The following is a 25,626-nucleotide window of genomic DNA, read 5'->3' as shown; positions in this document are numbered from 1 at the left end:
GCATCAGAAGGGGTGAGAAAATGAATAAAATAAAGCACATTGGCAATTATCTATTGAAAGAAATTGATGGTGTCTGGGTTTCTCAATCCCCATTACTCAGCCAGTTTAATGAACTTGTACATTACGTAACTACAAGAAAGATTACACAAAACAGTGAAGATAACACATTTTCTGAACTGAATTTGGCGATTAGCTGTGAAGATTTCCCAAAGCATTTTGAGTTCTTTGCAAAAAAGGTGAAAATAAACCCTGAAAGATGTGTGTTTTCACACCAGGTCCACAGCAAAAATGTCAAAGTTGTGACCAGTGAAGATATAGGGAATCCATATTGGAACAGAAAACTTCGAGAAATCGATGGATTGATAACAAATGAGAAAGGGCTTTTTCTTGTCACCACATACGCTGATTGTATGCCCATTATTGCATACGACCCAGTAAAACGTGTTGTGGGAGTTGCACATTCTGGTTGGAGAGGTACTTTATTGGAAATTGCAAAAGAGATGATATTAAGAATGAATGAAGAATTTGGAAGTGAACCATCAGAAATTTTTGTTTCTATTGGTCCTTCAATTGGTCCAGATAGTTTTGAAGTTGGGCCAGAAGTGGCTATCGAATTTTTAATGAAGTTTGGAAGAGAAGTTGTCAAAGAAGTCGAGGAAAAGATATATGTGGACCTATGGAAAGCAGTTCAGCTAACGTTAAACTCTGTAGGAGTCTTTAGGATAGAATTCTCGAACGTGGATACGTACAAACATACGGAGTTTTTCTACTCTTACCGAAGAGAAAAGACAAAAAAGAGATTTGCTGTCGTTGTTGGTTTAGTTGAGTAAATAATTTCTAAGGAGGATCAAAAATGATGAAGCAGACCATTAGAAGTGCTCAAGAAAAAGCTCCGAGACTACTTTTTGGTGACGCTCTGGCAACTTTAGTTTTTGTATTACTTGCAGTCCTTTTGTTAAACGATAAGACAAGAACTGCATATGTTAATTTGAACTCATCGCACCCTTATGTATTGGGTTTCTTGAAGGTTGGGATTTTAGCTACATTCGGCGAGATTTTATCGTTAAGAATATCGAAAGGAAAGTACTCAAAACCGGTGGGTGTAATTTACAGGTTTATTGTATGGGGATTTTTGGGTGTCGTATTTGTTGCAGTCTTTGAACTTTTCTCATCAGGAACAAAAGCACTACTGGAAAAGCAATTGCTTCCTTATACCAACAATGCAAGAACTTTCTTTCAAGCTTTTTATACAAGCGTTCTCATGAATTTAATCTTTGCTCCTACATTCATGGCATTTCACAGAATCACAGATGCGTACATAGACCTTGGCAACGGCAATCTGAAGAAGATATTCACCACAAAATTTGATGATGTTTTAAATGCTATTGATTGGAGGTTTTTTGTGAAGTTTGTTCTTGGGAAAACTATCCCGTTCTTCTGGATACCGGCTCACACGGTGACATTCTTACTACCTTCCAACTACAGGGTTTTAGTTGCTGCTTTGCTCTCCGTATTCCTTGGTATTTTGCTTTCCTTTAAAAAGCGTTCGATTAAAGTCGCAGAAGTTAAATAGAGAGTCACCGTTCAGGAGTTATTTGACCAATTTAACTTGTTCAATAGTTCAATAATCTCCTGGCTTGTGGAAATAACAGCAAATCCATGAGCCAGGTTTTTCAATGATGCGTAATGGTACCATTCGTCTTTGTCCCATAAACAATCTTCAACCATTACTATTTCGTATCCCTTAACGAATCCAGAACGTGCTGTTGTTTCACAACAAAGATGGGTCATAACACCAGTGATAATGAGTTGGTCAACAAATTTCTTCTTGAGGATATCATGAAGACCAGTCATGTAAAACGCATCGTAGGTATCTTTGTAAATTATAAAATCTACAAACTCTTCTTCTATCGATAGCTTAGCCCACAGGTCTTCAACAGTGTTGCCCCACCACATCTTCATATTTCTACTTCCACCTTTGTGAATGGTCGCTACAACAGGTATATCCAGAGATAACGCTTCTGACAGCTCTCGAAGCTGTTTAAGGAATGCTCGAATATTTTCTTTTACTCTCTCGCTACCTCTGAGAAAGGCCAGTGAAGATTCAGCAAAAAAGTATTCTTGAACATCAATAACCAAGATTGCAGGCTTTGAAATCTTTAGGGGATGGCGCATCTTTTCAAGGTAGAACATAAAAAATCTTTCACTCCTTTTGGTTCCTTAACTTTGTATTTCCGAGTCTTCTTACCATCTTTATTAGCGTTCGACAAATATTTCTATTTTTATGTTGTTATCATCTTCGAAAATTTCAAACTTTTTCATGTGGGGGGCTATGGTAAATATATCCTGCAAATTACCTACACTTGTTGCAAGTGAGGAATAATATCTTAATTCTGGATGATCTTTTATCTTCGAAATCTTTTTTAATTCCTTTATCATTTCTTTTTTAACATTCATTCGAGCTTCGAGCACTATGTAGAAGTTCTTTTCCAGCGCAACAATCTCAGAGGAAACAATATGTGCACCGTTTTTTAAAAGGTAGTAAGTCATTTCGTTCATGACAGACACTATCAATTTTTCTAATTCCATACCGCTTCACTCCTTAATGTTGTTTCTTATTCTTTCCATAAACTTGTTCTTCATATTTTTAAAAGCCTCTATTATTGGAAGAAGAAACATGGCAACAAAACCTCCAGAAAATCCGTTGTTGTATAAGTTCATTCCAAAATGCAGGCCACCAACGTTTATAACCAAAGCGCTGTGCAAGTAACCTGCGATAACCCCCCACAAAAAACCGAACTCGCCGGCAATTGGTGCAAGGGTAGTTCCAAATAGAACAGCTAGCACCATAGCAGGGCTATTAAAAGGTTGCGAATTTGTCAGAGCTCCTATAAGAACACCTACCACAACAGGTAAAACGTTCTTTGGATGTTTTCCAAGAGCTCCAAAACCAGCAAGTGTCATGATGCCACCAATCGTAGGACCATTGAGTTTTGAACCAACTCCAAGTACATAAATAGTGCCTACCAAGCCGAGGATTCCTACGTTTATAAATGTTATCGCCTCGTTTTCCAACAACACAAAATCTGTTAATAATTTGCCCGAGTACTTAAGTATGTTTTTATAACCGTTAAGTTTCCAACCATTCGATTTGAGTCCGAAGATAAGAACGATAGAGAAAAATAAAAACATGAAAACAGCTAATAAAATTTGATTTTTCTCGTGCCATATCAGCCTTGGTTCTGGATGAAGGTCGTATGCTCTCAAAAGTGCACCTATAAACATTCCTAAAAAACCTGCTGTGAAACCAACGTTGTATAAATTATATCCCTTGTGAAGCGTTAGTGCAAAGCTTGCAAGTGGTGGTAGGAAAAAACCTATAAACAAAACTATCACGATTCCTAGTATATTAAACTTGTTCCCAAACACCAGATGAGTAGTTATTGGAGCCAGTGCGGTACCGAAAAGTGCCACATATAAATATGTCTTGAGATTTTCACCTACCATCAACGTATAAAGAAAAACACCGGCCACGATTGGCCAGACGTTGAATAAATTTTTTCCAAATAGAGCAAAACCACCGATAGTCATAACTGCAGCAATCGAAACACCTGTAGGGTTAACCCTTAGTAATTTTAGGAGCAATGTAAACAAAAGCATAACTAAACCACTGTTGAAGAATGCTCCACCGACACCAGCAATTTCCACATAATCCGTTATCAAGTAGTCAGGTGACTTGATAATTGTGGCAATCTGCGAAGGTATGTTGACATTGCCAGTAACCAATCCAAATAGTATGAAGAAACTTGATGTAAAGAACAGGAATTTGTAAATCACAAGATACCCTCCTTTTTCTGAAAGACGAATATGTATCAAAATAAATTGTACCATAAACCCAATATTTTTCGAATAAATAACTTTTTAGTATTTTGCGAGCTAAATCGAAAAACAATAAAAAACAGGGGAACCATCTCCCCTGTTTGCTCACGAATATCAAAATTTTCTATGCTGATTTTTTTGAAAACTTAATCCTTAGCTTCCGCTACTTTAAAATTTCCGTTCTGCTCTTCGTCCTTCAGAAAACCAACTCCAAGATATACAACCCATGTATCTGCATAATCTAATGCGAATTCAACAATGCTTGTTGTGATAAATATCTGAAGGTAGGTCTTAAAGTCCACAAGACCTAAGAATGCAATAGTTACAAATATCAGGTTATCAACAATTTGTCCTATTTTTGTCGCAACGTTGTTTCTCATCCACAATTTGGTTTTTCCTTTAAGTACGTGATGTATCCATACAGCTGTATAACCTGAAAGTATAAAGGCCGTCCAGCTTGCAAATGCTATCCTAGGGGTTACTGCAAAGACTTGTGATAAGTAACTCTGAGAAAAATCATTTTGCGAAGGAAGATAACTTGTATAAACTAAGCCAAGCAAAACAAAAGCAAGTTGAGCAAAGAAACCGGTCCAAACAGCTTTTCTTCCTTCTTCTTTGCCATAGACTTCTGTCAAAATAGAGTAAATAACGAATGCCATACCCATGCTCATGTTTGCCGCTGTTACTTCAATCCCAAACAATTGGAAGAGTTTTGCGACACCGAGGTTGGATGCAATAATGAGAGTTGCGAGCGCTACATAAGCGCCTTCTTTTTTCATAAACCTCAGTGCCAGCAAAATAATCATTGCAGAGAGGATGTATTCCAAAAACAGCACAAAAAAGTTAAACATAGCCAAACCTCCTTTAAACTTTTTTGCTGAGTTTTAAAAACAACACTAATTACTATTCCTCATCAAGTGCTTCACTAACAGTGTTATAAATTTTTATAATTCTCTCCAGCCCTGTTATCTCAAACAAGGTGCGAATATTCTTATTAGGTGAAACAACTTTCAAATAGCCGTCTACTGCTAGTATTCTTTTATATATACCAACTAGAATGCCTAAGCCGAAACTATCAATGTTTGTTGCATGTGTCATATCCAGTATTATATACTTTTTGTCATTTTCCAAAAATTCAGAAACAATCCAGTCCTTAAAACCTTCCGCATTTTGTACATCAAATGCTCCTTCAATCTTTATAACTACGGCTTTCCCGTGTTCAGTATAAGTGTACAAATTAACACCCTCCTTTTTTTGATACGATAACCATTGTTCATTTCAGTAATACAAAAGCTACAGGTTAACATTATAGCACATACACTATATAAATCGCTAGGCTAGTGGTAAATAAAGTTAACATGGCAACAAAAAGTGTTTCCTTGACAAATATTTTGTTATTCATTTCTATTCCATACAATCTTAGTATTCTGGACCACATAACACCCGCTAACGCACCTATCAATGTTATATTTCCACCGATGTTTGAACCCACAATTAAGCTCATAGTTTATCGGCTTTTTATAAAATGCTTGAGCAAAGAATATCGTCATAGGTTGGTTTATCATAACGTTTGCAGCAAAAGCTGTGATGAAAGTCGTGATTATCGTTCCAATTAACTCGCTTTGAAAATTAAAAAGCGACCCAACATACCTTGTTATACCAAACCTTGTAAAGATATGAACAAATACAAAGAAGGTTAGCACCATTGGTAACATCTTCCAAGGAACTCTTTTCATCGTATCAAACAAGAATGTGAGATTGTAGTCGAACCTTCCAATTTCAATAACGATTTCCTCTTTCTCAGAAAGCACATCAGAAAAAGCGGTGTTCAGTATAAGGTATATACCAGAGAATATCAAAATCGATTTCCAAAGTTGCAGACCTATCAAATCTCCAATAGCTATGGTGATAAAGAATAATACAAAAAAACCACTTGATAGAAAAGCGTATCGTGTGTCTTTAATGAAATTTCTAAGTTCTACGTTACTGTTTTCGTCAACGAATGTAATATTTATCTTTTCTGGCAAAATGCTTCTATACTTGAAATAAAAACCGAAAAATGAAGTAAGTACTGCTACAATTGTTGGAAAGAACATCAGCTTTGCGTATCCAACAAAGCTGAGTGAATAAGCTTGTGCCACCACAACATTAGTTGGGTTTCCGATGTAAAAGAACATGCTCCAAGTATTCGAAGCAAAGAAAACGGCAATTAAGTAAGGTATAGGGTTTATGTTTGCATACTGGCTTATGTAAACTATGATAGGTGTCAGTGTCAAGGTTACAATGTCATTCGACGTGAATACGGTAAGGATGCCTGCAAGAAGAACGAGATTGATAAACAACTTTTTCCCATTCTTTGAAACGCTCGCAAATTTATAGGCGATAAGTTTAAGCACACCCGAGGCATCAAGTGAACCACATATGTAAGCAGAGCCAAAGAAAATGATAAGTATCTGCCAAGGAACTATGTTCATTTGAGGCATTATAGCAGATTTTATCGTCGTAAGAGACGCTATCCCTGAAGCCAGCAACAATCCAAGCACGCCCAAAGAAACCCTGGCATAATCTAATACAACCTTTTTGTTTTTTACCATAAATTCCGGTTCTTTAATAACGAGATAAACGGTAGCAAAGAACAAGTGGATTGTAATAATCGTAGCTATCATTCAGACCACCTGTTGCAGAGGAAAAAAATTACATAAGAAGTCCTTTGATTATCAATTCAGTTGCCTCTTCTTCTGTTAATCCTTTAGCCATGAGAGTTTCTAATTGCTTTTCACTTACACGTCCTATGGAAGCTTCGTGAGTTAACTCCGCAAGGTCGTTTGTGATTTTCAAAACAGGGGTGGTCGCTACTATGACTTTTTCTCCTTTTGTGATTTCCTCACATGAAATATGGGCTCTTGAATAAGGTGCATTACCATACGCTTCGTTCAAAACATTAACCCTACTTTCATCAAGTCCAACAACGACCGTTTTGGCGAGTCCCCTTGCCTTTTCTCCATCGAGATGAATTATTTCATTTATATCAACCTCATCGTTCTTCGAAGCTTTTACCTTACTAACAAGTTCACCTACGGCATTTTCCTTCAAAGTTAGGTTCATTTTAACTTCCAACTTTCCAACCCTGGTTTTTGTGAGGTGAAAAGTGTTTCTATAAACTCCTCCATTTTCAACTACTGAATTGGTTGTTGTTTTCAAAATTATCGTTCCCGCATCGCTGTGATAATGCTCATCATTGTATTCCATAACGGCTCCATCTTCAACAATGACGTTGGACGTTGCCTCATGTGTAAATTCTTCAGCTTGCGGGAAAACGCAGTGTGCGGTGAATTTAACTTTTGCATTCTTTTTCACCCTGATATTGAATATAACACGTTGATATCCTTTCTTTTCTAGATACCCTGTGCACACATGTACAGGAAAAGGAATTTGAGTGTTCTCCTCAATCTCCATATCAACTTGTACACCATCTTCCAATGTTGTGGGAACCAGCTTCAGACCTGGAACGTTGTTGAGACCTATGACTCTATTGCCACTAATTATGATTGAGGCAATACGCTTATCCATAAAATTAGATGCATCAGTTCCAAGTTTTTCCGCGGTTTTTACAATCGCTTCAAATTCTCTTTTCACGTCCATAATTTCATCCCCTTACTTTCTAAGTTCGTTAATTTCAGGAATATTCGGATGAGCACATGTTTCGCAGGTATTACGAAATGCATTAAGGACATCTTCTGTTTTACCATGCATAAGCACCTTTCCTGCACAAATTAGGTATCCGTAGTCCGTATTATAAGCCATTTCCTCCCTATGGGTTATAATTATTGGAGTCCCACCGTATTGAGCAATGTAGTTGACTACATCGTTGATTATGCTCAAACTCATCAAATCAATACCTGAATCTGGCTCATCTAGAATCACATACTTTGGTTTTAATAGAATTATGGAAGCGAGTTCTACGCGTTTCCTTTCCCCTCCACTGAGAGTTTTATCAACAAACCTCTTCAGGTAAAAATTTGGATTAAGACCTACAAACTCCATAGCTTCGGTCACTTCACTCTTTTGAACCGACAATTTCCCTCCGAGCGTCAAGTAGTTTTCGATAGTCATTCCTTCGAATCTTGCGGGTTCTTGCCACATCAATGAAATTCCAAGCTTTGCCCTTTCTGTTACTGGCAAGTTAGTAATATCCTTTCCATTAAGTAAAACCTTTCCTTTGTAAGGCTTGTAAGAACTCAGCCCCATTATAACGTAACCAATAGTGCTCTTACCTGCGCCGTTAGTCCCTATTACTGCATACTTGTAGCCAGGTAGAAACTTCATACTCAAATCACTTAATATCTCTTTCTCGTTTGTTTTGTATGATACCTCAACCAATTCCAGCATCGCTTTCACCTCATTTGAATTTTCTGGCATTTTACCTTAATTATTTTACCATCCCTTAGTTCGGCCAAAATTGGTATGTAATCCACCTTCTGGCAGAATTCTAAATCTTTGGTAAAACCTAACTGAGAAAGTTTCTTCGCGTGTTCACCTGAGAAATCCGGTTTTTTCAAAGCCGTCCATAGTTCCATTGCTATTTTAGAACTGTCAGATAGATAATGAGCACGGTTCTTGATAAGTTTTGAGATAATCGCTCCCGCAACTTGTGTATCTTCGTAAGAAATCTCACCGTTGTTGCCTGCACAAACGATAGCAATGTTTGTTGAAGAATCATAACCAGATAATTCGTGCACAACAGTAGTTAAATTTAGAAAAGATGCTATCAAAACTCTCTCAGCTAAATTCGAAGCGTTGATTATAGCGTTTGTTCCATTACTTGTGGTAAGAACAACGGTTTTGTCCCTAACAACTGCTTCCGTGTACTCCGTAGGTGAGTTTCCAAGTTGAAAGCCTTCTATTTTTTCTCCACCGCGTTCACCAGCAATTATATATTCCGGATGCTGATGTTTCAAATCCAGAGCTTGTTCAATAGTTGAAACTGGTATAATACTTCTTGCACCATTTGACAGTGCTGTAATTACAGTAGATGTTGCACGCAGTACATCGATAACAACGGAAACGTTGAATTGTTTCGCAAATAACTTACGCTGCTCAGTTATCCATTCTTGAGCTTCTCTGGAACTTAGGAATGTATATATCAAAAAAATCACCTCAGAGATAATTATACTCCTCTGAGGTGAGATTAAGTGAAAAATGTATTGTAGCAATTAATCTAAAAAATTAACTTTTCGTAAACTTCGACCTTTCACGTAAAATCTTGGCGAAGTCATCAACAGGCATTGGCTTTCCAAAGTAATAACCTTGGAATAATCTGTAACCAATCATTGATAATACTTCAAGTTGTTTTTCATTCTCCACACCTTCTGGTATTGCATCCAAATTAAATGACCGTGCAATATTATAAATCGCTTCCAGCACCTTTACTGAACGCGAATCCTCAGGTATTCGCGATACGAAAGACCTGTCTACTTTTATTTTTTTCAACGGTAAAATTGTTAAATATGAAAGCGATGAGTAGCCTGTTCCAAAATCATCTATACAAAGCTGGCAACCAAAACTCAACAATTTTTCTATGTTGTCCTTAACTACCTGATTCATCTCTATAATGATGTTCTCTGTGAACTCAAGCACTATTTTTCTTGGATCAATCTCATGAGCTGAAATAATCTCAATAAAGCGGTCAGCCATATTTGGATATCTCAGTTGTACAGGACTCACGTTCACATCAACAAAACCTACAGAAGTATCATTATCAACTATGAATTCACACACTTGTCTTAACACTTCTTCACCGACACTTATTATCATACCGTTTTCCTCTATGATTCTTATAAAGTCCATAGGCGGAACTACGGAACCATCTTTCTTTACCCAGCGCAGTAAGGCTTCAGCCCCAACCACTTCTGAATATGAGTTACATATAGGTTGTAAGAAAATCTTTAATTCCCCGTTGTAGACTGCTTCTTTCAGTGCCCTTTCTTTGGCAGCCAATTCTTGCAGTTCGTTATCAATAAGAGCGCTGTAGTAAACCACACCATCTCTCGATGTTTTCGCACGTGCAAGAGCTAAGTTAAGTTTTCTTAATACATCCTCCACACTGTCCATTGAAGTGAAGATGTGTATACCGGTTGAAAATCTTATGTCTAAAATTTCTCCAGTGATGTTATAGAACTTCCTAAGTTCCGATTCAATTTTCCCAACGATGTTTGCAACCGTTTCTTTTGCTTGCCTGTACTCTTTGCCTACTTTTTCAAGCAAAATCCAAAATTCATCTGCGTATGGTCTAGCTATAGTATCACCCTCGCGAAGTACACTCTTTAATCTCTTTGAAATTTCTCTTAGTAATTCATCACCGAAGCTATGTCCCCTGGTACTGTTAAACAAAGAAAACTCTCGAATATCAATTGCAATAACTGCGTTGTAGTCGTCTATAGAAGAAAATTCAATGGTAGAGCTCAGTTTTCTAATGAAATACTGCCTTGTGTAAAGTCCAGTAAGTGGGTCTTTTTGTAAGATGTTCCTAACAACGTTCATCGCTTCTCTTTCTGCTGTTATGTCTGTATATATCGCATATATAAGTGTTTCTTCCCCGGTGTCTATTGTGGATACGGTAATTCTGACCTCAATTAATGAGCCATCCTTCCTTTTTCTCGTTGTTTCAACCCTTAACGTTTTTTGCTCAATAGCTAATTTTCTAAGTTTGTCTGGTTCGTTTTGCAAATCGTTTGGGGCTATCAAATCGTCTATATTTTTCCCGAGTACCTCTTCTTTTGTATATCCAAACATTGATAAAAATTGCTTGTTGCACTCAATTATCGTTCCTTCTTTACTAACTATCACTGCCCCATCAGGAATATTCTCGAAAAGGTTTTTAAAAAGGGTTTGCACTTTTTCAATATCTTTTTTAGAATTGATTTCTGATGTTACATCTTTTATAACAACAAGTAACGCTCTATTTTTCTCATCTTCGATGGTGGAAATCTTCAAATATTTGTCCGCCTCAAAGAGTATTTCTCCACTTCTTTTAACTAAAGCCTGTATTTTCTCCTCCTTTCTACCAACTATATCTTTTTTATCTAAACTTAGAAGGTGAGCTGCTTTTTCATTAATATCAATAACACGTTCACTAAGTTTATCAATCACGATATATCCTTCATCGGAGTGTTCATATGCGTTGTATCGCGCAGAAAGTGATAACTTCCTCCACACCAAGTCTACAGCTACAAGATTTAGTAACATTGTAGTATGTGACAATATGAAAGAAAGAAGTGTATAGTTAAAGTTCAGAAGGTAAGCAGTAACCGATCCAATCATTCCAAAAGCAAATGTAAAACCTGTAAGACGTTTCGTTCTTAAGTCAAGTTTCTTACTTTTAGCTATATAAATAAAGGCCAACGTAAGCAAAACGGTTGCAAAAATGAAATACGTCCAAGGAACCAACCCACCATGTGGACGCATCTTCTCTGAACCGTAAAGTTCAGTTGCAATTTCGTCCAACCAAAATAACTTGTAAAATTTGTTAGTAAATGCTAAAATTAGGTAAACCGTGGGTATAGAGTATGCAAGGAAAGTCATTCGCCTGGACTTTTGAAGACCCGATAAATCTAGGCTGAAAAACAAAATAGTGACCGGAATATAGAGTAAAAGTATGTCTTGGAGTTGTTCTAGAAAAATTATATTGGGCACTTCGTATTTGAAAAATTCAAAAGTGCTGAAACATAAGACATATAAAGCCATCTGAATGCAAGCTTTTGAGAGCCTGTAAACTCTTCTGTCTAATACATATACGAAATTAACAACCGACACCAACAACCCAGACAACGCCAAAAGTTTGTTCAAAACTAAGGAAATAAATATCACCTCTTTTGAAAATTGGTGAGATGTTTTTTTGAAACCATTTCCAAAAGTAATTATATCATATTTATTCATAATCATTGTGAAAAGGAACAGGAAAAAGTACAAAAATTGAATAAAAACATAAAACTTCTCTTTGATTTGTTTCATAGTCGTATCCTTGGAGGTGCATGAAAAGTGGGACCTTTAGAAATTCACAAGCTTTTACAAGGAAAATACAGAATAACCACACCATTGGAAGTTACTGAAGATAACTTAAAATATCTCTATACACCTGGAGTAGCTGAGGTTGCACTAGAATGTGCAAAAGACCCAAGTAATTGTTTTTTATACACCAGACGAAAACATACAATAGCCGTTGTAAGTGATGGAAGTGCGGTCCTTGGTCTTGGTAATATAGGTCCTTATGGTGCTTTACCAGTTATGGAAGGAAAAGCTATGCTTTTTAAGGAATTTGGAAATTTGGACGCGTTTCCAATATGTCTCAACACTCAAAATGTAGAGGAAATAGTAAACATTGTAAAAGCTCTTGAACCTTCTTTTGGAGGTATAAATTTAGAAGATATATCTGCCCCAAGATGTTTTGAAATATTGAACCGTCTTGATAATGAAATGACTATTCCCGTGTTTCATGATGACCAACAGGGAACAGCCGTTGTTGTGGTAGCTGGGTTGTTAAATGCTCTGAAATTGGCAGGTAAAAGAATATCAGATGTAAAAATTGTTGTAAACGGTATAGGCGCTGCAGGCTACAATATAGTAAAACTTCTTCTCGAATTTGGGGCAAAGAATATTTTTGCTTGCGATATCAACGGTTTATTGAATGAGAAAACATCACTTCATGAATACCACCTGGAGATTGCAAGACTTACAAATCCAAGCAACAATTCTGCAACTCTTAGAGAATGTTTGAAGGAAGCTGATGTCTTCATCGGAGTTTCAAAGGGTAATATTTTAACAGCTGAAGATATTAAGCAAATGTCTGGAAAGCCTATCATATTCGCTCTTGCTAATCCAACACCAGAAATAGCACCTGAAGTCGCTTATGAAAACGGTGCATTTATAGTTGCGACAGGTCGGTCCGATTATCCAAACCAAGTAAATAACTTACTGGCATTCCCAGGAATCATGCGTGCAGCTGTCGAAAAGCAAAGAAAAATAACACTTTCAACACTTATGAAAGCCGCGCAAGTAATCGCAAAAATGGTTAAACCAGATAGATATATGATTCTTCCTAAGGCGACAGACAAACGCTTACACAATGAGTTATATAACGCCTTAATCGAAAGTTTTGAATAAATAAACAGTTAAACGGAGGTGAAGGCACTGTGAAACAAAGGGGTTTATTGTTTACTTTACTCGTTATTATGTTTTTGGCTTTTTCTTCTAGGACATTCGGAAATACCGCTCTTTCGAAAGTCTTTGTGTTTCTAAACGTTGAAAATTTTGTCGGAATCGAGTTAAGGATGTCGAATGATTCTTATTCTTATATTTTCGCCGACTTGGGAGTTAACTACGTATCATTTGGTGTTAGATTATCTTCCAAACAGACACAAGGGTTATATATATCGCCTGGTTTTTATCTGCCTTACAAGTCAAATTTAAACCTATTTTTGTCAGTAGGTTACGACTTTCGAATAAGTGGTATAAACTACGTAACGTTTTCTCTCGAAGCTGGCGGAAAAGACTTACTTGATAAACCTAAAAGCTTTATCAATTTTGCAATTTATCTGCCTTTCTAAGATGAATAACCTTTGAAAAATATGGGGGATTTGAATATGCCGAACATAACAGGTTTGATACCAGCGGCTGTAAATGCCATTGCCGTTGTTCTTGGTAGTTCTATTGGTTTCTTCTTTAGGAAAGGCATATCGGAAAGGTACAAGAAAGTCTTGTTTATAGCTGTTGGTTTATCGACGATTGGAATAGGTTCAAAGATGATTCTAGGTGCAAATAATTTTTTAATAGTATTGTTTTCCATGGTTCTGGGTGGTGTGATTGGCGAATTCTTCAACATAGAAGGCAAGTTAAAAGCAATTGGAGATAACATCAAAGAAGGAGATTTTTCAACTGGATTTGTGACTTCTTCGCTATTGTTCCTTGTAGGACCTATGACAATTGTTGGTTCTATAACTGCAGGTCTCAAAGGTGATGGCAGTCTTATTTACACAAAGTCACTGCTTGATTTTGTCTCGTCTATCGTCCTTTCATCAACCTATGGACTTGGAGTGATGCTCTCTGCTGTCAGTGTGTTGGTAGTCCAAGGTGGAATAACACTCTTTGCAGGACTACTAACCTTTTTGACAGACCCGATGTATCTTAATGACCTTGTTGCAGCCGGTGGTTTGATGGTCTTTGGAATAGGTCTGAGAATACTTGAAATAAAAGATACCAAAGTGGGGAATTACTTACCAGCACTTTTGGTTTCTCCGATGCTTACATTTCTAACAACACTGTTTAAATAATGAGATATAACAAACAGCAAAGCCCCCTAAGAGAGGGGGCTTTAACTTAAATTTACTTAACTTGTTTGAAACCTATTATTCTTCCACAACAACGTCTGCTGAGCCTTCCCAAAGCCCGTGGAGATTGCAGTAAGACAGGGCAATAAGTTTTGATGTCTTATCGAGTTTTATTTTGACTTTGACGATTGGTTCTTCAAGCGTTGGCGAGAATTCGTATCTTCCAATTCTTAGTATGTAAGGTGCACCTTCCGGCATTGCATAAAGTTCTATCCAGGCAATATGGTGTTCAACCGTGTTTGGGTGCGGTATCTCTTTTCCTACAGACACTTCAACTTCAAACCATTCACCTTTCTTAACCTTGTCTGGAGCACAGATTACTGGAACGTGTTTTTCACCTTTAAAATCTCCGGATTTTACAAAATCACCTATCATTTTTTAACCCCCTTTCATGGATTCCAAAGTATGAAGCTTTAAAATTCAACAAACGATGATTTTGGAGCACCACATACTGGACACTTTTCTGGTACCTCTTCTTCTGTTGTATATCCACACACGGAACAAATGTAAATTTTCTCAGCCTCGTAATCCTTTCCTGCGTTTACAAGCTCGAGCGCTTTCTTATACATTTCAGCATGAATCTTTTCCGCCTCCAACGCATAGTAAGTGCTTATTTGTGCTTCTTTCTCCCCTTGCAACTTCGCTGTTTCGTTGTAAACAGGATACATTTCTTCTACTTCGAATGTTTCACCTGCAATACAGGACTGGATGTTATCAGGATTATCTCCCAACTTCTTGAGCGCCTTGAAATGGTTTCTAGCATGAACAAATTCTGCGTAAGCAATGGCTTTAAAGAGCTTTGCTAATTTCTTAAATCCGGATTTTTCAGCCTCATCTGCAAAAATGAGATACTTCATGTGTGCCATAGACTCACCCGCAAATGCATCTTCAAGGAACTTCTTTGTCATATCCCTCATGTTCACACCTCCCCTTGAGTTTTTTTACAAAGTTCTTTTACAAAGTTCATCTTCCCTTGACAGAGGACAGATGAACAAAACTATTTGAAAAACTGGTATAGTATCAGCGATTTAAACAGTTTTTGCACACACCTACCAATGTGAGCTGCACATTTCGAACTTCATGACCATCGACATTGGTAATAATTGGAAGCTCAACGTTAAGTTCAACATCGTATATCTTCTTACATTGTGTACAGTAAAAATGGTGGTGATTTTCCTTTGCGAAATCGTATCTTATAGCATCGGGGGTAATGATCACTTTAACCAATCCAGCCTCTGCCAGAGCTCTAAGTGTGTTGTACACAGTTGCCCTTGAAAGAACTGGTAGTCTTTGTTCTTTAACAAAGTGCTCATAAATATCATCTGCCGAAGGATGTGAGTAAGTCTTACTAAGGTATTCTAAAATCTCCACTCGATGGACAGTAGGTTTTACACCTTTTTCTTTCAACAACTCGCGTATCTCGCTTTTCAAGTCTTTCACATCACTTTTTACCATCTCGCCGCCTCCTTGAACTTCGGTATAACCTTTTACAATGTCCAAATTTATTATACCACAAAGTTATCAAAGATTTCAAGAGTGCTTTTCTGTTATTCTTAAGTGAACTTTTTAAGAATCTAAAGATTTTTCTTCCATGCTTGACAAATTTGGAATGTTATGATACCCTATACTTAGTCTGACCTAAGTGAGTAAATTCACATGGATGGAGAGTGATCGTAATGGGGTGCATCTTTTGGTAGATTTTAGAAAATTTAAAAAGCTCACAGTAGAGCTAATTAATGCGAGTAGGGCCATTAAGCTTGACAAAGAATACCTAAGACGTTTAGATCCATCCTTTGAAAGCTCCTACCAGTATCTCTTCCACGCCGGTTTCAGAGCTTTAAGACTTTACAGAATTTCGCATGCGTTCTACGTGTCGGGTTTCAAGTTTGTGGCATATCTAATATACCATATCAATCGAATATTATACGCCGTTGATATTCATCCAGCTGCTCTGTTAGAACCGGGTGTTGTAATCGACCACGGAGCGGGTCTCGTTATTGGTTCAACGGCGGTAGTTGGTAGTGGTACAGTACTGTATCACGGTGTTACTCTTGGTGCAAAATACATAACAAAAGGAAAACGCCACCCAACTGTTGGGAGGAATGTGGTTATTGGAGCTGGTGCAAAAGTGCTTGGACCAATATCTATCGGAGATAACGTCAAAATAGGCGCGAACAGTGTTGTTATTTCTGATGTTCCAGAAGGTGCAACCGCTGTCGGAATTCCTGCACGTATTGTTCTTAAGAATAACACAGAAAACGTGAAATCTCATCTATTTGATTCCACAATAGACAAAAACGATGCAGGTGATGAACTTTGTCGCAAAAAGGAAAACAACTTAGAGGAGGTACTGATATGACGAACGAACGTCTTAGTAATCAGTTACTGTCTGAATATCTACGTATGTTTCGAAATATAATCGTGGGAAAGACTCCTCTTATTTATCTGGAGAAATACTCTATTTATGTTAAGGTCGAACGAAACAATCCAACAGGTAGTGTTAAAGACAGACCTGTCTACTTTATGATTTTGAAGGCTTTAAAAGACGGATTAATAAATCCGAACACTATTATTGTTGAACCAACCAGTGGTAATACGGGAATTGCTCTCGCTTGGATAGGCGCAAAACTAGGCCTAAAAACAATCCTTACAATGCCAGAAACTGTTTCTGTGGAACGGCGTCAAATATTGACGAGTTTAGGTGCAGACGTAATTTTTACCGAGAATATGGCAAAGGCTGTAGAAAAAGCTCTTGAGATTGTTTCAACAAAGTCCGCATTCATGCCAAATCAATTTGAGAACCCTGAAAATGTAAATGCACATTTCGTGACAACTGGACCAGAGTTACTGAGCCAAATGAATTTTCAGGTAGATGCCTTCGTAGCAGGTATCGGAACCGGAGGAACAATAACAGGTGTGGGAAAGTTTCTCAAAAACTTTCGTTCAGACATCAAGATAATAGGTGTAGAACCATTACAATCACCTGTTATAACCAGGGGAACACCAGGTAAACACAGAATTCAAGGTATCGGTGCTGGATTCGTACCCAAAATCTTGGATTTGCAGGTGATAGATGAAGTTATTCAAGTAGATGACGAAGAAGCTATAAGATGGACTCCTAAGCTTTGGAAGGAAGGAATATTCGTAGGAATTTCGTCCGCTGCTAACTTAATCGCAAGTATATTAGTTAAAGAAAAGTATGGCTTAGAGCGCGTTGCAACCGTTTTTCCAGACGATGGTTCGAAATATATTTCGGTTCTCTCCAAGTAGAGGTATAGCAAAAAAATAAAAGTGTGCACGCCTGTGGCGTGCACACATAACCTATAGAGACAGCTCCCACCTATCCCCAGTACCCCCATTACTGCACATAGTATACCACTTTTTAGAAAGTAATGTCAAATTTTGGAAAAGATTTTTCCAAAAAAATTCGTTTATCTGCATAAATAAACGTTTTGGACAACTTTTGGTATCTATCTACAAGTGTGTTTATCAAAGATTGGATTTCTGCAAAAAGAATTTGCTTTTTTAATAATTTTGTGGTAAAATATAACCAAACTTAGTAACATACTAAGCCAATTCTAATCTCTGCAGAACAAGGAGGATAGGCATTATGGAGATTTTGAAGGTCAGCTCAAAGTCAAGTCCAAACAAAGTTGCGGGTGCTGTTGTAGGGTCACTCAAGAAGAACGAAAAGGTGGAAATTCAAGCTATCGGTGCTGGTGCAGTTAACCAAGCATCAAAATCTTTAGCCGTTGCAAGAAGGTTCTTGGAGCAAGAAGGATTAGACCTCTACGTTGTCCCAGCGTTCATAGAAATTCAAATTGGTAATGAAACAAGAACCGGTATATCTTTCAAAGTTTACCTTCAAAAGAAGTGAGTTTAAGAAATGATTTTGAGGAACTGAAAGAATTTGATGGAAGATGGAGGAGCGTTTGGAAGAACTGAAAGCTATTGCAAGAGCTTGCATTACAGACGAAAGGATTTATGAGATAGTCTATTCAATATCACAAATGTCGCAAGAGGATTTGCAACAATTTCGAAGCAAAGTAGTCAGTTATTTTATGACAAAAAACTCACCAGAAGATATGGAAGCTTACAAGTTCTACAAAATCATATTAGAAGACCAAAATGCAAGGAAGGTTATGGAATTTTACCAAGAAATTAAAAGGGAAAGTGAACGATAATTTTAATTAGGTGCCTTTGTGGCACCTTTTTTAAATGTAAAGTGAACAGGAAAGAGGTGAAGGTTTTGAAAGTCGGTGGTCAAGCGGTAATTGATGGCGTTTTAATGATGGGTAAAAAGATAGTTGTAGCTGTTAGAAAGCAGTCAGGAGAGATAGAGGTTCGTGAACTTGGAATCCCAGGTGTCAGTCAAAAATGGATGAAGATACCATTTATACGAGGGTTTATAAGTCTGTACTACTCTCTTTACTTTGGGATGAAGGCATTGAATCTCAGTGCTGAAATCTCTTCTGATGAAAAAATGAAGAAAGGCGAATCTTTCTTCTCGATTCTTGTAGCTGTTGGTTTGGCTGTAGGCTTGTTTATTGTCCTTCCTGCTTATATAACAAAATGGTTGGGGTTCAATGATAACGAATTTCTCTTTTCTTTGGTGGATGGTTTGATAAGGTTGGGGCTTTTCCTATCATACGTGTTTTTCATATCACTCTTTGAGGATGTTAAAAGCGTATTCAGATACCATGGGGCTGAGCATAAGGCAGTTCATACATACGAACACAACGAAGAACTGACTGTCGAAAATGCAAGGAAATACTCAACAATACATCCAAGATGTGGAACGAATTTTGTTATGATTTTCTTAATAACCGCAATACTGGTGCACAGTTTATACGGTCTTCTCGGAGTTACAATGTTAGGACGTATCATTTTCAGAATTATTGCAATACCCGTGGTTGCAGGAATTTCTTACGAGTTGTTGAGACTTTTTGACAAATATCCAAAAATCCGATTTTTAGCGCTTCCTGGTATGATTCTGCAAAAACTCACAACTGCTGAACCAGATGATTCACAATTAGAAGTTGCTCTCGTTTCTCTCCGTCATGCCATTGGAGTCGTTGATGCTGCGGTTGTTTTTGATAAAGATGAACTGGAAGAGAAAAATCAACAAGCTGATAGCGATATATACGAACAACCCGAATTCCTTGGTTGATAGCAACACAAAACCTATGACTAACGAGTACGCAAGAATCAAAAAAAACGTACTGCCAAAAACTTTGGTTCCTATGTGATGCAAGTGAAATCTGTCGGGTTTGAACGGGTTCTTTTTCAAAAGTAGCCTCCTCAGAAACGAGGAGGCTATTTCATACATAGGATAGCCAAAAAATACCAAAGTCTTGGTAAGTTCCCTGGGAACATGTTTATCAGAGATGAGTAAATAAGCGATTAAAAATGCACCGGAATCACCCATGAACAATTTGTCGAACACGTTAAAAAGAAACAAAACAAAGAGCACCGGTAAGTATACAAAATTCTGCGTAAATGTAAAGTAAATTATTGCCAGTCCTACAAGAAGTCCGTTAATTCCGTCCACAAGGTTGAAAGCATTCAAAAGCGTCACGAAAAAAACAAGGGTCAAAAAAGCGTCAAGCATTGCATTGTTTGTAAATACAAAATGATATGCGTTGATAAAAAACGCACCTGCGAGGAATTGTAAAATTAACTTCGTGTAATAACGCAATTCTACCAAATCATCAATCAGACCTATCGTGAATACAATATACAATGGCAGTTCTTTCCTTATATCTATGAACTGCTGGTTGAGTTTTAAGTACATTGTATAAATAAAGAGAACCATTCCACCTATGAGAGGAACTGGTTCTTTGTGTTCTTTCCTCTCCGATGGATGGTCAAGAAGTATGTTAAATTTTTTGCAACAATGGATAAAAAGAGCGGAAAACAATGTGCTAAAAATAAATCCCAACGAATACGGATTCAAGTAATGCAAGTAACAAAAACCCCCGTTGTTAAAAGATTTTGATAATCCTACAACTTTAAAACGAAAGAGAGATAAGTAATTGCGATTGCAAGGTTCCAAGCACTGAAGACACCAACTATCTTTTCTTCTGACCAGCCGAGCAATTCAAAATGGTGATGTATAGGTGCCATTTTAAAAATCCTTTTTCCCCTGAGCTTGAACGAACCAACCTGGAGTATCACACTTATCGTTTCTAACAAGAATATGGTAGTAAAGAAAATAAGTGGCAGTTCATTGCATGTCATTAATGCATACGTTGAGATATAAGCTCCCAGTGCCAATGAGCCAGTGTCTCCCATAAACACTTTTGCCGGTCTTGTGTTATACACAAGAAACGAAAGCAACGGCATGATGAGAACTAATATTGAAATCACTTGATTGTAATCGGTTGCCAAAAACAAAAACGGTAGTGCACTTGTGACAAATACCCATCCGGCAAGTCCATCAAGCCCATCTGTAAGGTTAGTCGCATTGGAATACCCAGAAATTAAAAACATTGTAAATATGTAAAAAAACCACTTTGGAACGGGAAAACCAAATATAGTGCTTTCACGATAGTGAAGAACCGTGTAAGCTACCCATATCGAAAACAACATCTGCAATGCCAACTTTTGCCAAGCTTTAAGTCCCAAAGAACGCTTCTTTGCTATGCTAACGAAGTCATCCAAAAATCCGATAAAGCCATAGAAAAGAATTGTCAGCAGGAGTTCTTTTTTCACACCAAGCACGCTTCCAGCTATAAGTGCAATTGCTAAAAAGACTATACCTCCTGCTGTTGGGGTTCCTTCTTTATAATTGTGCAAATCAGGACCCTCTTGTCTTATGTACTGCCCTAATTTTAGTTTTTTCATATATTTAATGTATCTTGGAAAGACCAAGAGGCCTATCAGGAATTCCGCAATTAGGACCGTTGCCAAAAAAAGATTCGAAGTTTGCATTTTTCAGACCTCCGTAAAGTTATATTCATCCATCTAAATGCTCTAAAAGTTTGTCAACAATCTTATCTAACTCAACTGCTCGGGATGCCTTGAAATAAAGAGTTCCAGAAAACTCAGATACCAATATCTTATCCTTAATGAACTTTACAATCTCATCTTCTTTCTCACTTCTGAATAAAAGATTGGTTGGGGCTATATCTTTGGATTCCGGTTCTTTGTCATACACTACGACACCATCAATTTCCTCAAGCAGTTTTGATAACGACTGATGATAATATGTGGAGTATTCTCCAAGCTCTTTCATCGCACCAACAACTGCATAAGCTGGCCTTGGAAAATGTTCTTTGATTTCTTCTATCCCGTGCCTAAAAGATTCATAGCTCGCGTTGTATGTATCGTCAATTACGAAAGTTTTTCCCAACCTATAGATGTTAAAGCGACCTTTGAGAGGTTTGAAAGTCAAAAGTTTTACAGGATTGAATAAAATGTCCAACATATCGGCAACTGCGAATGCTACAAGAACAGAAATGGCCATCGCTTTTGGCCAAAAGCCTGGCAAAGCGTAATAAAATTCACCTTCATGTGTTTCGAACGTTAGTAATGTATTTTTTCCATCAAATTTTCTTTCTTTCAATACGTAGTTTCCACCTTTTGTGCCAAAGTATTTGCACTTTTCACATCTCATGCGTTCGTCATCGAAATTAACCAAAGCTTCTTTCGAATTTTCAACAATTTGCCATTTGCCTTTGAATATATTCTCAATATTACCAGCAACACCAACATGTGCACTTCCTACATTGAGAAGAACACCTATATCTGGAGGGAAGAGCTTACAAAGGTATTCAATATCTCCAACATTTCTTTGAGCCATTTCCAACACAACAACAGGTTCACCGCGATAGGAGTTTATAATCGAAAGAGGAAGTCCTATCTCCGAATTAAGATTTCCCTCATTTTTAAACGTAGGAATTTCCGCACTGAGCACATTTGCAACTATCTCCTTTGTTGTTGTCTTACCGTTAGACCCTGTTATGCCAACAATCTTCGGACGGAATTTTTCTAGTATCTTACTAGCGTACATTCCAAGAAACTCAACTGTGTTTGGAACAATTACTTGATTAGGCAGTGACACGTCTTTTTCAACGATAACAGCAAACGCACCCGCTTGAACTGCTTGATGTGCAAAGTCATGTCCATCTACACGGTTACCTTTTATCGCAACAAACACATCGCCAGGTTTTACTTCTCTGGAATCTGTAACAAAACGATGACCAACCAAGTCTTTCAGTTCCATTTCGTTCACTCACACCCCATTGTTAGTTATATTATTTATCCACGTCTCTTGAGTGATTTTTGTTAATTTTTGAAAGAATTATGTCCAGAGCAACATCTCTATCTTTGAAAGGTATCTTTAATGTTTCTGTGAATATCTGGTATGGTTCATGGCCTCTTCCGGTAATAAGCACGACATCTCCTCTTGTTGCGAGTGTTATTGCTGTGTCTATAGCCTCGCGCCTATCAAGGACGGTGAGTGAAAGGGAATTAGGTTGGACACCTTTTTCAACTTCTTTTATAATCTCCTCTGGATCTTCTCCACGAGGGTCATCTGTTGTAAGTATAGCTATATCCGCGAGTTTCGTTACCACTTCTGCCATCATCGGTCTTTTCCCTCTATCTGCTTGACCACCAGCTCCGTAGACAACTATAAGTCTTCCTTTTGCCAGTTTTCTTGCGGCAAGTATTACTTTTTCCAAGGCATCTGGTGAGTGAGCAAAATCTACTATTACTTCAATTCCAAGTTTTCTTGCTTCTGGAATTGGTTCAAACCTTCCGTCAACACCTCTAAACGTGCTTACATAACTGATGATTTCGTCGGGTTCGTATCCAAGCTCGAATAACCCGGCAATGACCAACGTAACATTGAAAGCGTTGTAATCACCTATCATCTGTGTATAGACTTTCCTTGTACCGTAAGGTGATGTGAGTGTAAAGGTTGTTCCATTCCAAGTGGTTGATATATCTGAAATCCTATAAATTGCGTTTTCACTCGTTCCAAATGTGACAAGCTTAGGCACCTTTTTACCTGAGACAAGTGATGCGTAATCTTCATGAACAACTGCTATTCCGTCTTTTTTAAGCAAATCAAACAAGTGGAGCTTTGAATTCACGTAGTGTTCAAAAGTTGGGTGATAATCAAGGTGGTCTCTGGTTATGTTTGTAAGACCTGCTATATCAAATCTGATGGTTTCCACGCGTGCTTGGTCCAACGAATGGGAGGAGACTTCCATTGAATAATAGCTCCCACCACTCTTTACCGTTTTTGCCATGTTTTCCATTATCGTGAGCGCATCAGGGGTGGTGTTATGTATGTAGAATTTGTCACCCATTATGTCGTTCATGACTGTTCCAGATAAACTTCCTGTGAGCCCCAGTTGCTGCATTATATGGTGGAACAAATGCGCACATGTAGTTTTTCCGTTCGTACCAGTCACTCCAAAAGTTATTAGCTTCTTGTAGGGATGTTCGTAAAACTCAGCTGCAAGGTAAGCTTCCGCAAGTCTACTATCATAAACCTGGACGTAAGGAAGGTTATTATTGATTTCTCTCTCTGTAACAAATGCAATTACTCCGCTTTCTTTGTGAAGTGTGTCAACAATGGTATGTGAATCAAACTTTGTCCCTTTCCTGCAAATGAAAAGAGAGCCTGGAACTACCTTTCTTGAATTGTTGAAGACACCAGTTACGTCCTTATCCTTTAATTCTTCTGGTATGTTGTCAAAAACAACAAATTTTTGAATACTTTCCAAAAGATGTCTCAGTTTCAAAGTAATCCACCCCTTTTTCCTATCGCAAGATTGGGTCACCGCTTAAATTATACCACCCCTACATAATTATTCAACTGATACGAAAGGATATTTGTTTAATGTGGTTCGTTAAAAAAGAAAAAAGTCCCTCGGCTTATCTTGAGGGACTTATCGATTTTAGAAAATCTGACATTTTTCAGAGTGTATTAATTAAGTCATAGAATTTTTTAAGCCTTTGCTCGTCTACACTAACTATACTATCTAGATTAGCCAAGACATGTTTTATATTTTCCAAATATGCTAACGCCGTGTTTTCCCAACTGAACGTCTTTGCAAGTTCTACTGACTTTCGGCAGTCAAATTTTTCCAAAGCCAGTAGTAGTTTTGTTGCGATATCATTGATATTAGTTGGGTCTATCAGAAGCCCTTCTCCATGTGAAAATATTTCCGCTGGTCCTCCGTTCTTTGTCACGACAATTTTCAGTCCACAAGCAGCGGCTTCAACAACAGCCAGCCCAAAAGGTTCATAGAGAGCTGGAAGTGCAAATACTGACCCCCTTGCAGCAGCAACACGATACAAACTTGCCAAATGTCTTTGGTCGGATATGTTTGCAAAAAATATGCTCTTTCCTATTTCATTACCGGAACTTTCAACTATTTCTTTAAGAATTGTTGCTTCCTCTGTTTTTTCAGTGTTTACATATTCCAGAACGTTGTTAATGCCACGCACAACGATAAGTAAGTTCGCTCTATCTTTGAGATATCCATTCTGCAAGAAAGCTTTCACTACAGCAATGTGGTTTTTCTTTCTATCGATTCTACTCGACATAATTATGAACGGCAATCTGTGCCTTTTTATAGGTGCTTTCGAAAGTAGTTGACTTACATACTCTTCCATCTGCTTGTCTTCGGATTTGGATTCTTGATTAAAGATTTTGTGATTGATTCCCGGAGGAATAACTTTGAACTTATCGGCGTAAGGGTCTATATCGTAAAGCTTGTGGGAATACTGTTCATATCTTTCCTGACTCGTACTGCAAACTATGAACGAGGCGTAATGCATTGACAGATTCTCAGCTGTGATACGCACTGTAAATTTGTATTTTCTCTCAGCATCTTCACGCGACATGCCTGATTCTAAGACCTTTTCCATTTTCCATGCACCGAGCGAGTGCGCCGTAAAGGAAAACGGTATTCCTGTTTTTTTAAGGAACATTACCCCTGAAATACCACCATCAGCATAATGGGTAGTTACAAAGTCTGGAAATCTTCCTTCTGATTTGTATAACTCGTAAATTTTGTCAACGTAATCTGGCAAATATTTCCATAAATCTTCCTTGCACAAAAATTTATCTCCGCCAAACGGGATTCGGACTATTCTAACATTAGGAGCGTCTGGATAATAATCGAAAGGTTCTGCAAATTCGGGCCAATTTTCGTCGATAATTTGCCTCGTTATAATATCAACTTCTATGCCAAGTTCTCCCATGGCTTTTGCAAGCTCTTTCACATAAACTAGCTGTCCCCCGAAGTCGGGATGCTCTGTTAAGTGACTATCATCTTTATCAAAATTCCCCTGTGGATTAAAGAAAGCTACCTTTTTTATTGTATTTGTTGTGCTCAAAGTC

Annotated in this window: 28 protein-coding genes and 1 pseudogene; 10 read left to right on the top strand and 19 right to left on the bottom strand. The window is 37.7% G+C overall.

Annotated elements, in window-relative coordinates:
* Positions 1 to 20 precede the first annotated feature (20 nt).
* Both pgeF and AC3M61_RS04570 read left to right on the top strand, forming a co-directional pair.
* Positions 21 to 830, top strand: a complete 810-nt coding sequence (pgeF, locus tag AC3M61_RS04575; RefSeq protein ID WP_500779710.1) for a peptidoglycan editing factor PgeF — start codon at positions 21 to 23, stop codon at positions 828 to 830.
* 23 nt (positions 831 to 853) lie between these two features.
* Positions 854 to 1,573 (top strand): hypothetical protein, encoded by a 720-nt coding sequence (locus AC3M61_RS04570; RefSeq protein ID WP_500779709.1) that lies wholly within the window; start codon positions 854 to 856, stop codon positions 1,571 to 1,573.
* A gap of 11 nt (positions 1,574 to 1,584) precedes the next feature.
* Here AC3M61_RS04570 and AC3M61_RS04565 read toward each other — a convergent pair whose 3' ends face one another.
* The 11 genes from AC3M61_RS04565 to AC3M61_RS04515 form a co-directional block, all read right to left on the bottom strand.
* Entirely contained in the window at positions 1,585 to 2,193 is a 609-nt protein-coding gene (locus tag AC3M61_RS04565; protein WP_500779708.1) for a cysteine hydrolase family protein, read from the bottom strand.
* A 63-nt stretch (positions 2,194 to 2,256) separates the two neighbouring features.
* Positions 2,257 to 2,589, bottom strand: coding sequence for a hypothetical protein (locus AC3M61_RS04560; protein ID WP_500779707.1), 333 nt, complete (start codon positions 2,587 to 2,589; stop codon positions 2,257 to 2,259).
* 6 nt (positions 2,590 to 2,595) lie between these two features.
* Entirely contained in the window at positions 2,596 to 3,837 is a 1,242-nt protein-coding gene (locus AC3M61_RS04555; protein ID WP_500779706.1) for a DUF1576 domain-containing protein, read from the bottom strand.
* A gap of 188 nt (positions 3,838 to 4,025) precedes the next feature.
* Entirely contained in the window at positions 4,026 to 4,730 is a 705-nt protein-coding gene (locus AC3M61_RS04550; protein ID WP_500779705.1) for a queuosine precursor transporter, read from the bottom strand.
* A 52-nt stretch (positions 4,731 to 4,782) separates the two neighbouring features.
* Positions 4,783 to 5,115, bottom strand: coding sequence for an STAS domain-containing protein (locus AC3M61_RS04545; RefSeq protein WP_500779704.1), 333 nt, complete (start codon positions 5,113 to 5,115; stop codon positions 4,783 to 4,785).
* Positions 5,116 to 5,185: 70 nt separating this feature from the next.
* Entirely contained in the window at positions 5,186 to 5,317 is a 132-nt protein-coding gene (locus AC3M61_RS04540) for a hypothetical protein (RefSeq protein ID WP_500779703.1), read from the bottom strand.
* Complete coding sequence (locus tag AC3M61_RS04535; RefSeq protein WP_500779702.1) at positions 5,274 to 6,545, bottom strand: ArsB/NhaD family transporter; 1,272 nt, start codon at positions 6,543 to 6,545, stop codon at positions 5,274 to 5,276. The genes AC3M61_RS04540 and AC3M61_RS04535 overlap by 44 nt, the downstream gene beginning before the upstream one ends.
* A 28-nt stretch (positions 6,546 to 6,573) precedes the next feature.
* Complete coding sequence (locus AC3M61_RS04530; protein WP_500779701.1) at positions 6,574 to 7,521, bottom strand: SufB/SufD family protein; 948 nt, start codon at positions 7,519 to 7,521, stop codon at positions 6,574 to 6,576.
* Between the two features lie 12 nt (positions 7,522 to 7,533).
* Positions 7,534 to 8,268: an ATP-binding cassette domain-containing protein gene (locus AC3M61_RS04525; protein WP_500779700.1), complete on the bottom strand. Its 735-nt coding sequence runs from the start codon at positions 8,266 to 8,268 to the stop codon at positions 7,534 to 7,536.
* 5 nt (positions 8,269 to 8,273) lie between these two features.
* Positions 8,274 to 9,026: a 2-phosphosulfolactate phosphatase gene (locus tag AC3M61_RS04520; RefSeq protein WP_500779699.1), complete on the bottom strand. Its 753-nt coding sequence runs from the start codon at positions 9,024 to 9,026 to the stop codon at positions 8,274 to 8,276.
* A gap of 79 nt (positions 9,027 to 9,105) precedes the next feature.
* Positions 9,106 to 11,889 carry an EAL domain-containing protein gene (locus AC3M61_RS04515; protein ID WP_500779698.1) on the bottom strand — a complete coding sequence of 928 codons (2,784 nt, stop codon included), beginning with the start codon at positions 11,887 to 11,889 and terminating at the stop codon, positions 9,106 to 9,108.
* A gap of 27 nt (positions 11,890 to 11,916) precedes the next feature.
* On the opposite strand from AC3M61_RS04515, the gene AC3M61_RS04510 reads away from it, so the two are divergent.
* From AC3M61_RS04510 to AC3M61_RS04500, 3 genes are read left to right on the top strand one after another with little or no spacing between them, the layout of a single operon-like run.
* The gene (locus AC3M61_RS04510; protein WP_500779697.1) at positions 11,917 to 13,038 is read left to right on the top strand and encodes an NAD(P)-dependent malic enzyme; all 1,122 of its coding nucleotides are present in this window, start codon (positions 11,917 to 11,919) and stop codon (positions 13,036 to 13,038) included.
* A 29-nt stretch (positions 13,039 to 13,067) separates the two neighbouring features.
* A complete protein-coding gene (locus tag AC3M61_RS04505; protein WP_500779696.1) occupies positions 13,068 to 13,481 on the top strand; it encodes a hypothetical protein in 414 nt (137 codons plus the stop codon).
* Between the two features lie 36 nt (positions 13,482 to 13,517).
* Positions 13,518 to 14,204 (top strand): DUF554 domain-containing protein, encoded by a 687-nt coding sequence (locus AC3M61_RS04500; protein ID WP_500779695.1) that lies wholly within the window; start codon positions 13,518 to 13,520, stop codon positions 14,202 to 14,204.
* A 75-nt stretch (positions 14,205 to 14,279) separates the two neighbouring features.
* On the opposite strand, the gene AC3M61_RS04495 is transcribed toward AC3M61_RS04500, so the two are convergent.
* The 3 genes from AC3M61_RS04495 to AC3M61_RS04485 all read right to left on the bottom strand — a co-directional run bounded on the left by AC3M61_RS04495 (position 14,280) and on the right by AC3M61_RS04485 (position 15,716).
* The gene (locus AC3M61_RS04495; RefSeq protein WP_448379249.1) at positions 14,280 to 14,636 is read right to left on the bottom strand and encodes a class II SORL domain-containing protein; all 357 of its coding nucleotides are present in this window, start codon (positions 14,634 to 14,636) and stop codon (positions 14,280 to 14,282) included.
* Between the two features lie 38 nt (positions 14,637 to 14,674).
* A complete protein-coding gene (locus AC3M61_RS04490) occupies positions 14,675 to 15,178 on the bottom strand; it encodes a rubrerythrin family protein (protein WP_500779694.1) in 504 nt (167 codons plus the stop codon).
* 103 nt (positions 15,179 to 15,281) lie between these two features.
* Positions 15,282 to 15,716: a Fur family transcriptional regulator gene (locus AC3M61_RS04485; RefSeq protein WP_500779693.1), complete on the bottom strand. Its 435-nt coding sequence runs from the start codon at positions 15,714 to 15,716 to the stop codon at positions 15,282 to 15,284.
* Positions 15,717 to 15,942: 226 nt separating this feature from the next.
* On the opposite strand from AC3M61_RS04485, the gene epsC reads away from it, so the two are divergent.
* From epsC to AC3M61_RS04460, 5 genes are all read left to right on the top strand, one after another.
* Entirely contained in the window at positions 15,943 to 16,620 is a 678-nt protein-coding gene (epsC, locus tag AC3M61_RS04480) for a serine O-acetyltransferase EpsC (protein WP_500779692.1), read from the top strand.
* Between the two features lie 44 nt (positions 16,621 to 16,664).
* The gene (locus AC3M61_RS04475; RefSeq protein WP_500779738.1) at positions 16,665 to 17,531 is read left to right on the top strand and encodes a PLP-dependent cysteine synthase family protein; all 867 of its coding nucleotides are present in this window, start codon (positions 16,665 to 16,667) and stop codon (positions 17,529 to 17,531) included.
* A gap of 340 nt (positions 17,532 to 17,871) precedes the next feature.
* Positions 17,872 to 18,138 carry a stage V sporulation protein S gene (locus AC3M61_RS04470; protein ID WP_500779691.1) on the top strand — a complete coding sequence of 89 codons (267 nt, stop codon included), beginning with the start codon at positions 17,872 to 17,874 and terminating at the stop codon, positions 18,136 to 18,138.
* A 55-nt stretch (positions 18,139 to 18,193) separates the two neighbouring features.
* Entirely contained in the window at positions 18,194 to 18,445 is a 252-nt protein-coding gene (locus AC3M61_RS04465) for a hypothetical protein (RefSeq protein WP_500779690.1), read from the top strand.
* 65 nt (positions 18,446 to 18,510) lie between these two features.
* The gene (locus AC3M61_RS04460; protein WP_500779689.1) at positions 18,511 to 19,431 is read left to right on the top strand and encodes a DUF1385 domain-containing protein; all 921 of its coding nucleotides are present in this window, start codon (positions 18,511 to 18,513) and stop codon (positions 19,429 to 19,431) included.
* 231 nt (positions 19,432 to 19,662) lie between these two features.
* Here the strand turns inward: AC3M61_RS04460 and AC3M61_RS04455 are convergent.
* The 5 genes and pseudogenes from AC3M61_RS04455 to AC3M61_RS04435 all read right to left on the bottom strand — a co-directional run.
* Positions 19,663 to 20,055 (bottom strand): annotated as a pseudogene (locus tag AC3M61_RS04455) (MraY family glycosyltransferase); the annotation flags it as partial.
* Between the two features lie 209 nt (positions 20,056 to 20,264).
* A complete protein-coding gene (gene mraY, locus AC3M61_RS04450; RefSeq protein WP_500779688.1) occupies positions 20,265 to 21,194 on the bottom strand; it encodes a phospho-N-acetylmuramoyl-pentapeptide-transferase in 930 nt (309 codons plus the stop codon).
* 25 nt (positions 21,195 to 21,219) lie between these two features.
* Positions 21,220 to 22,488: a UDP-N-acetylmuramoyl-tripeptide--D-alanyl-D-alanine ligase gene (locus tag AC3M61_RS04445; RefSeq protein ID WP_500779687.1), complete on the bottom strand. Its 1,269-nt coding sequence runs from the start codon at positions 22,486 to 22,488 to the stop codon at positions 21,220 to 21,222.
* Between the two features lie 31 nt (positions 22,489 to 22,519).
* Complete coding sequence (locus tag AC3M61_RS04440; RefSeq protein WP_500779686.1) at positions 22,520 to 24,019, bottom strand: UDP-N-acetylmuramoyl-L-alanyl-D-glutamate--2,6-diaminopimelate ligase; 1,500 nt, start codon at positions 24,017 to 24,019, stop codon at positions 22,520 to 22,522.
* 175 nt (positions 24,020 to 24,194) lie between these two features.
* Complete coding sequence (locus AC3M61_RS04435) at positions 24,195 to 25,622, bottom strand: glycosyltransferase (RefSeq protein WP_500779685.1); 1,428 nt, start codon at positions 25,620 to 25,622, stop codon at positions 24,195 to 24,197.
* Positions 25,623 to 25,626 lie beyond the last annotated feature (4 nt).

It is taken from the genome of Fervidobacterium sp. (assembly GCF_059913585.1).
The sequence above is the reverse complement of the archived record's forward strand: the minus strand, read 5'-3'. Positions and strand labels throughout refer to the sequence as shown.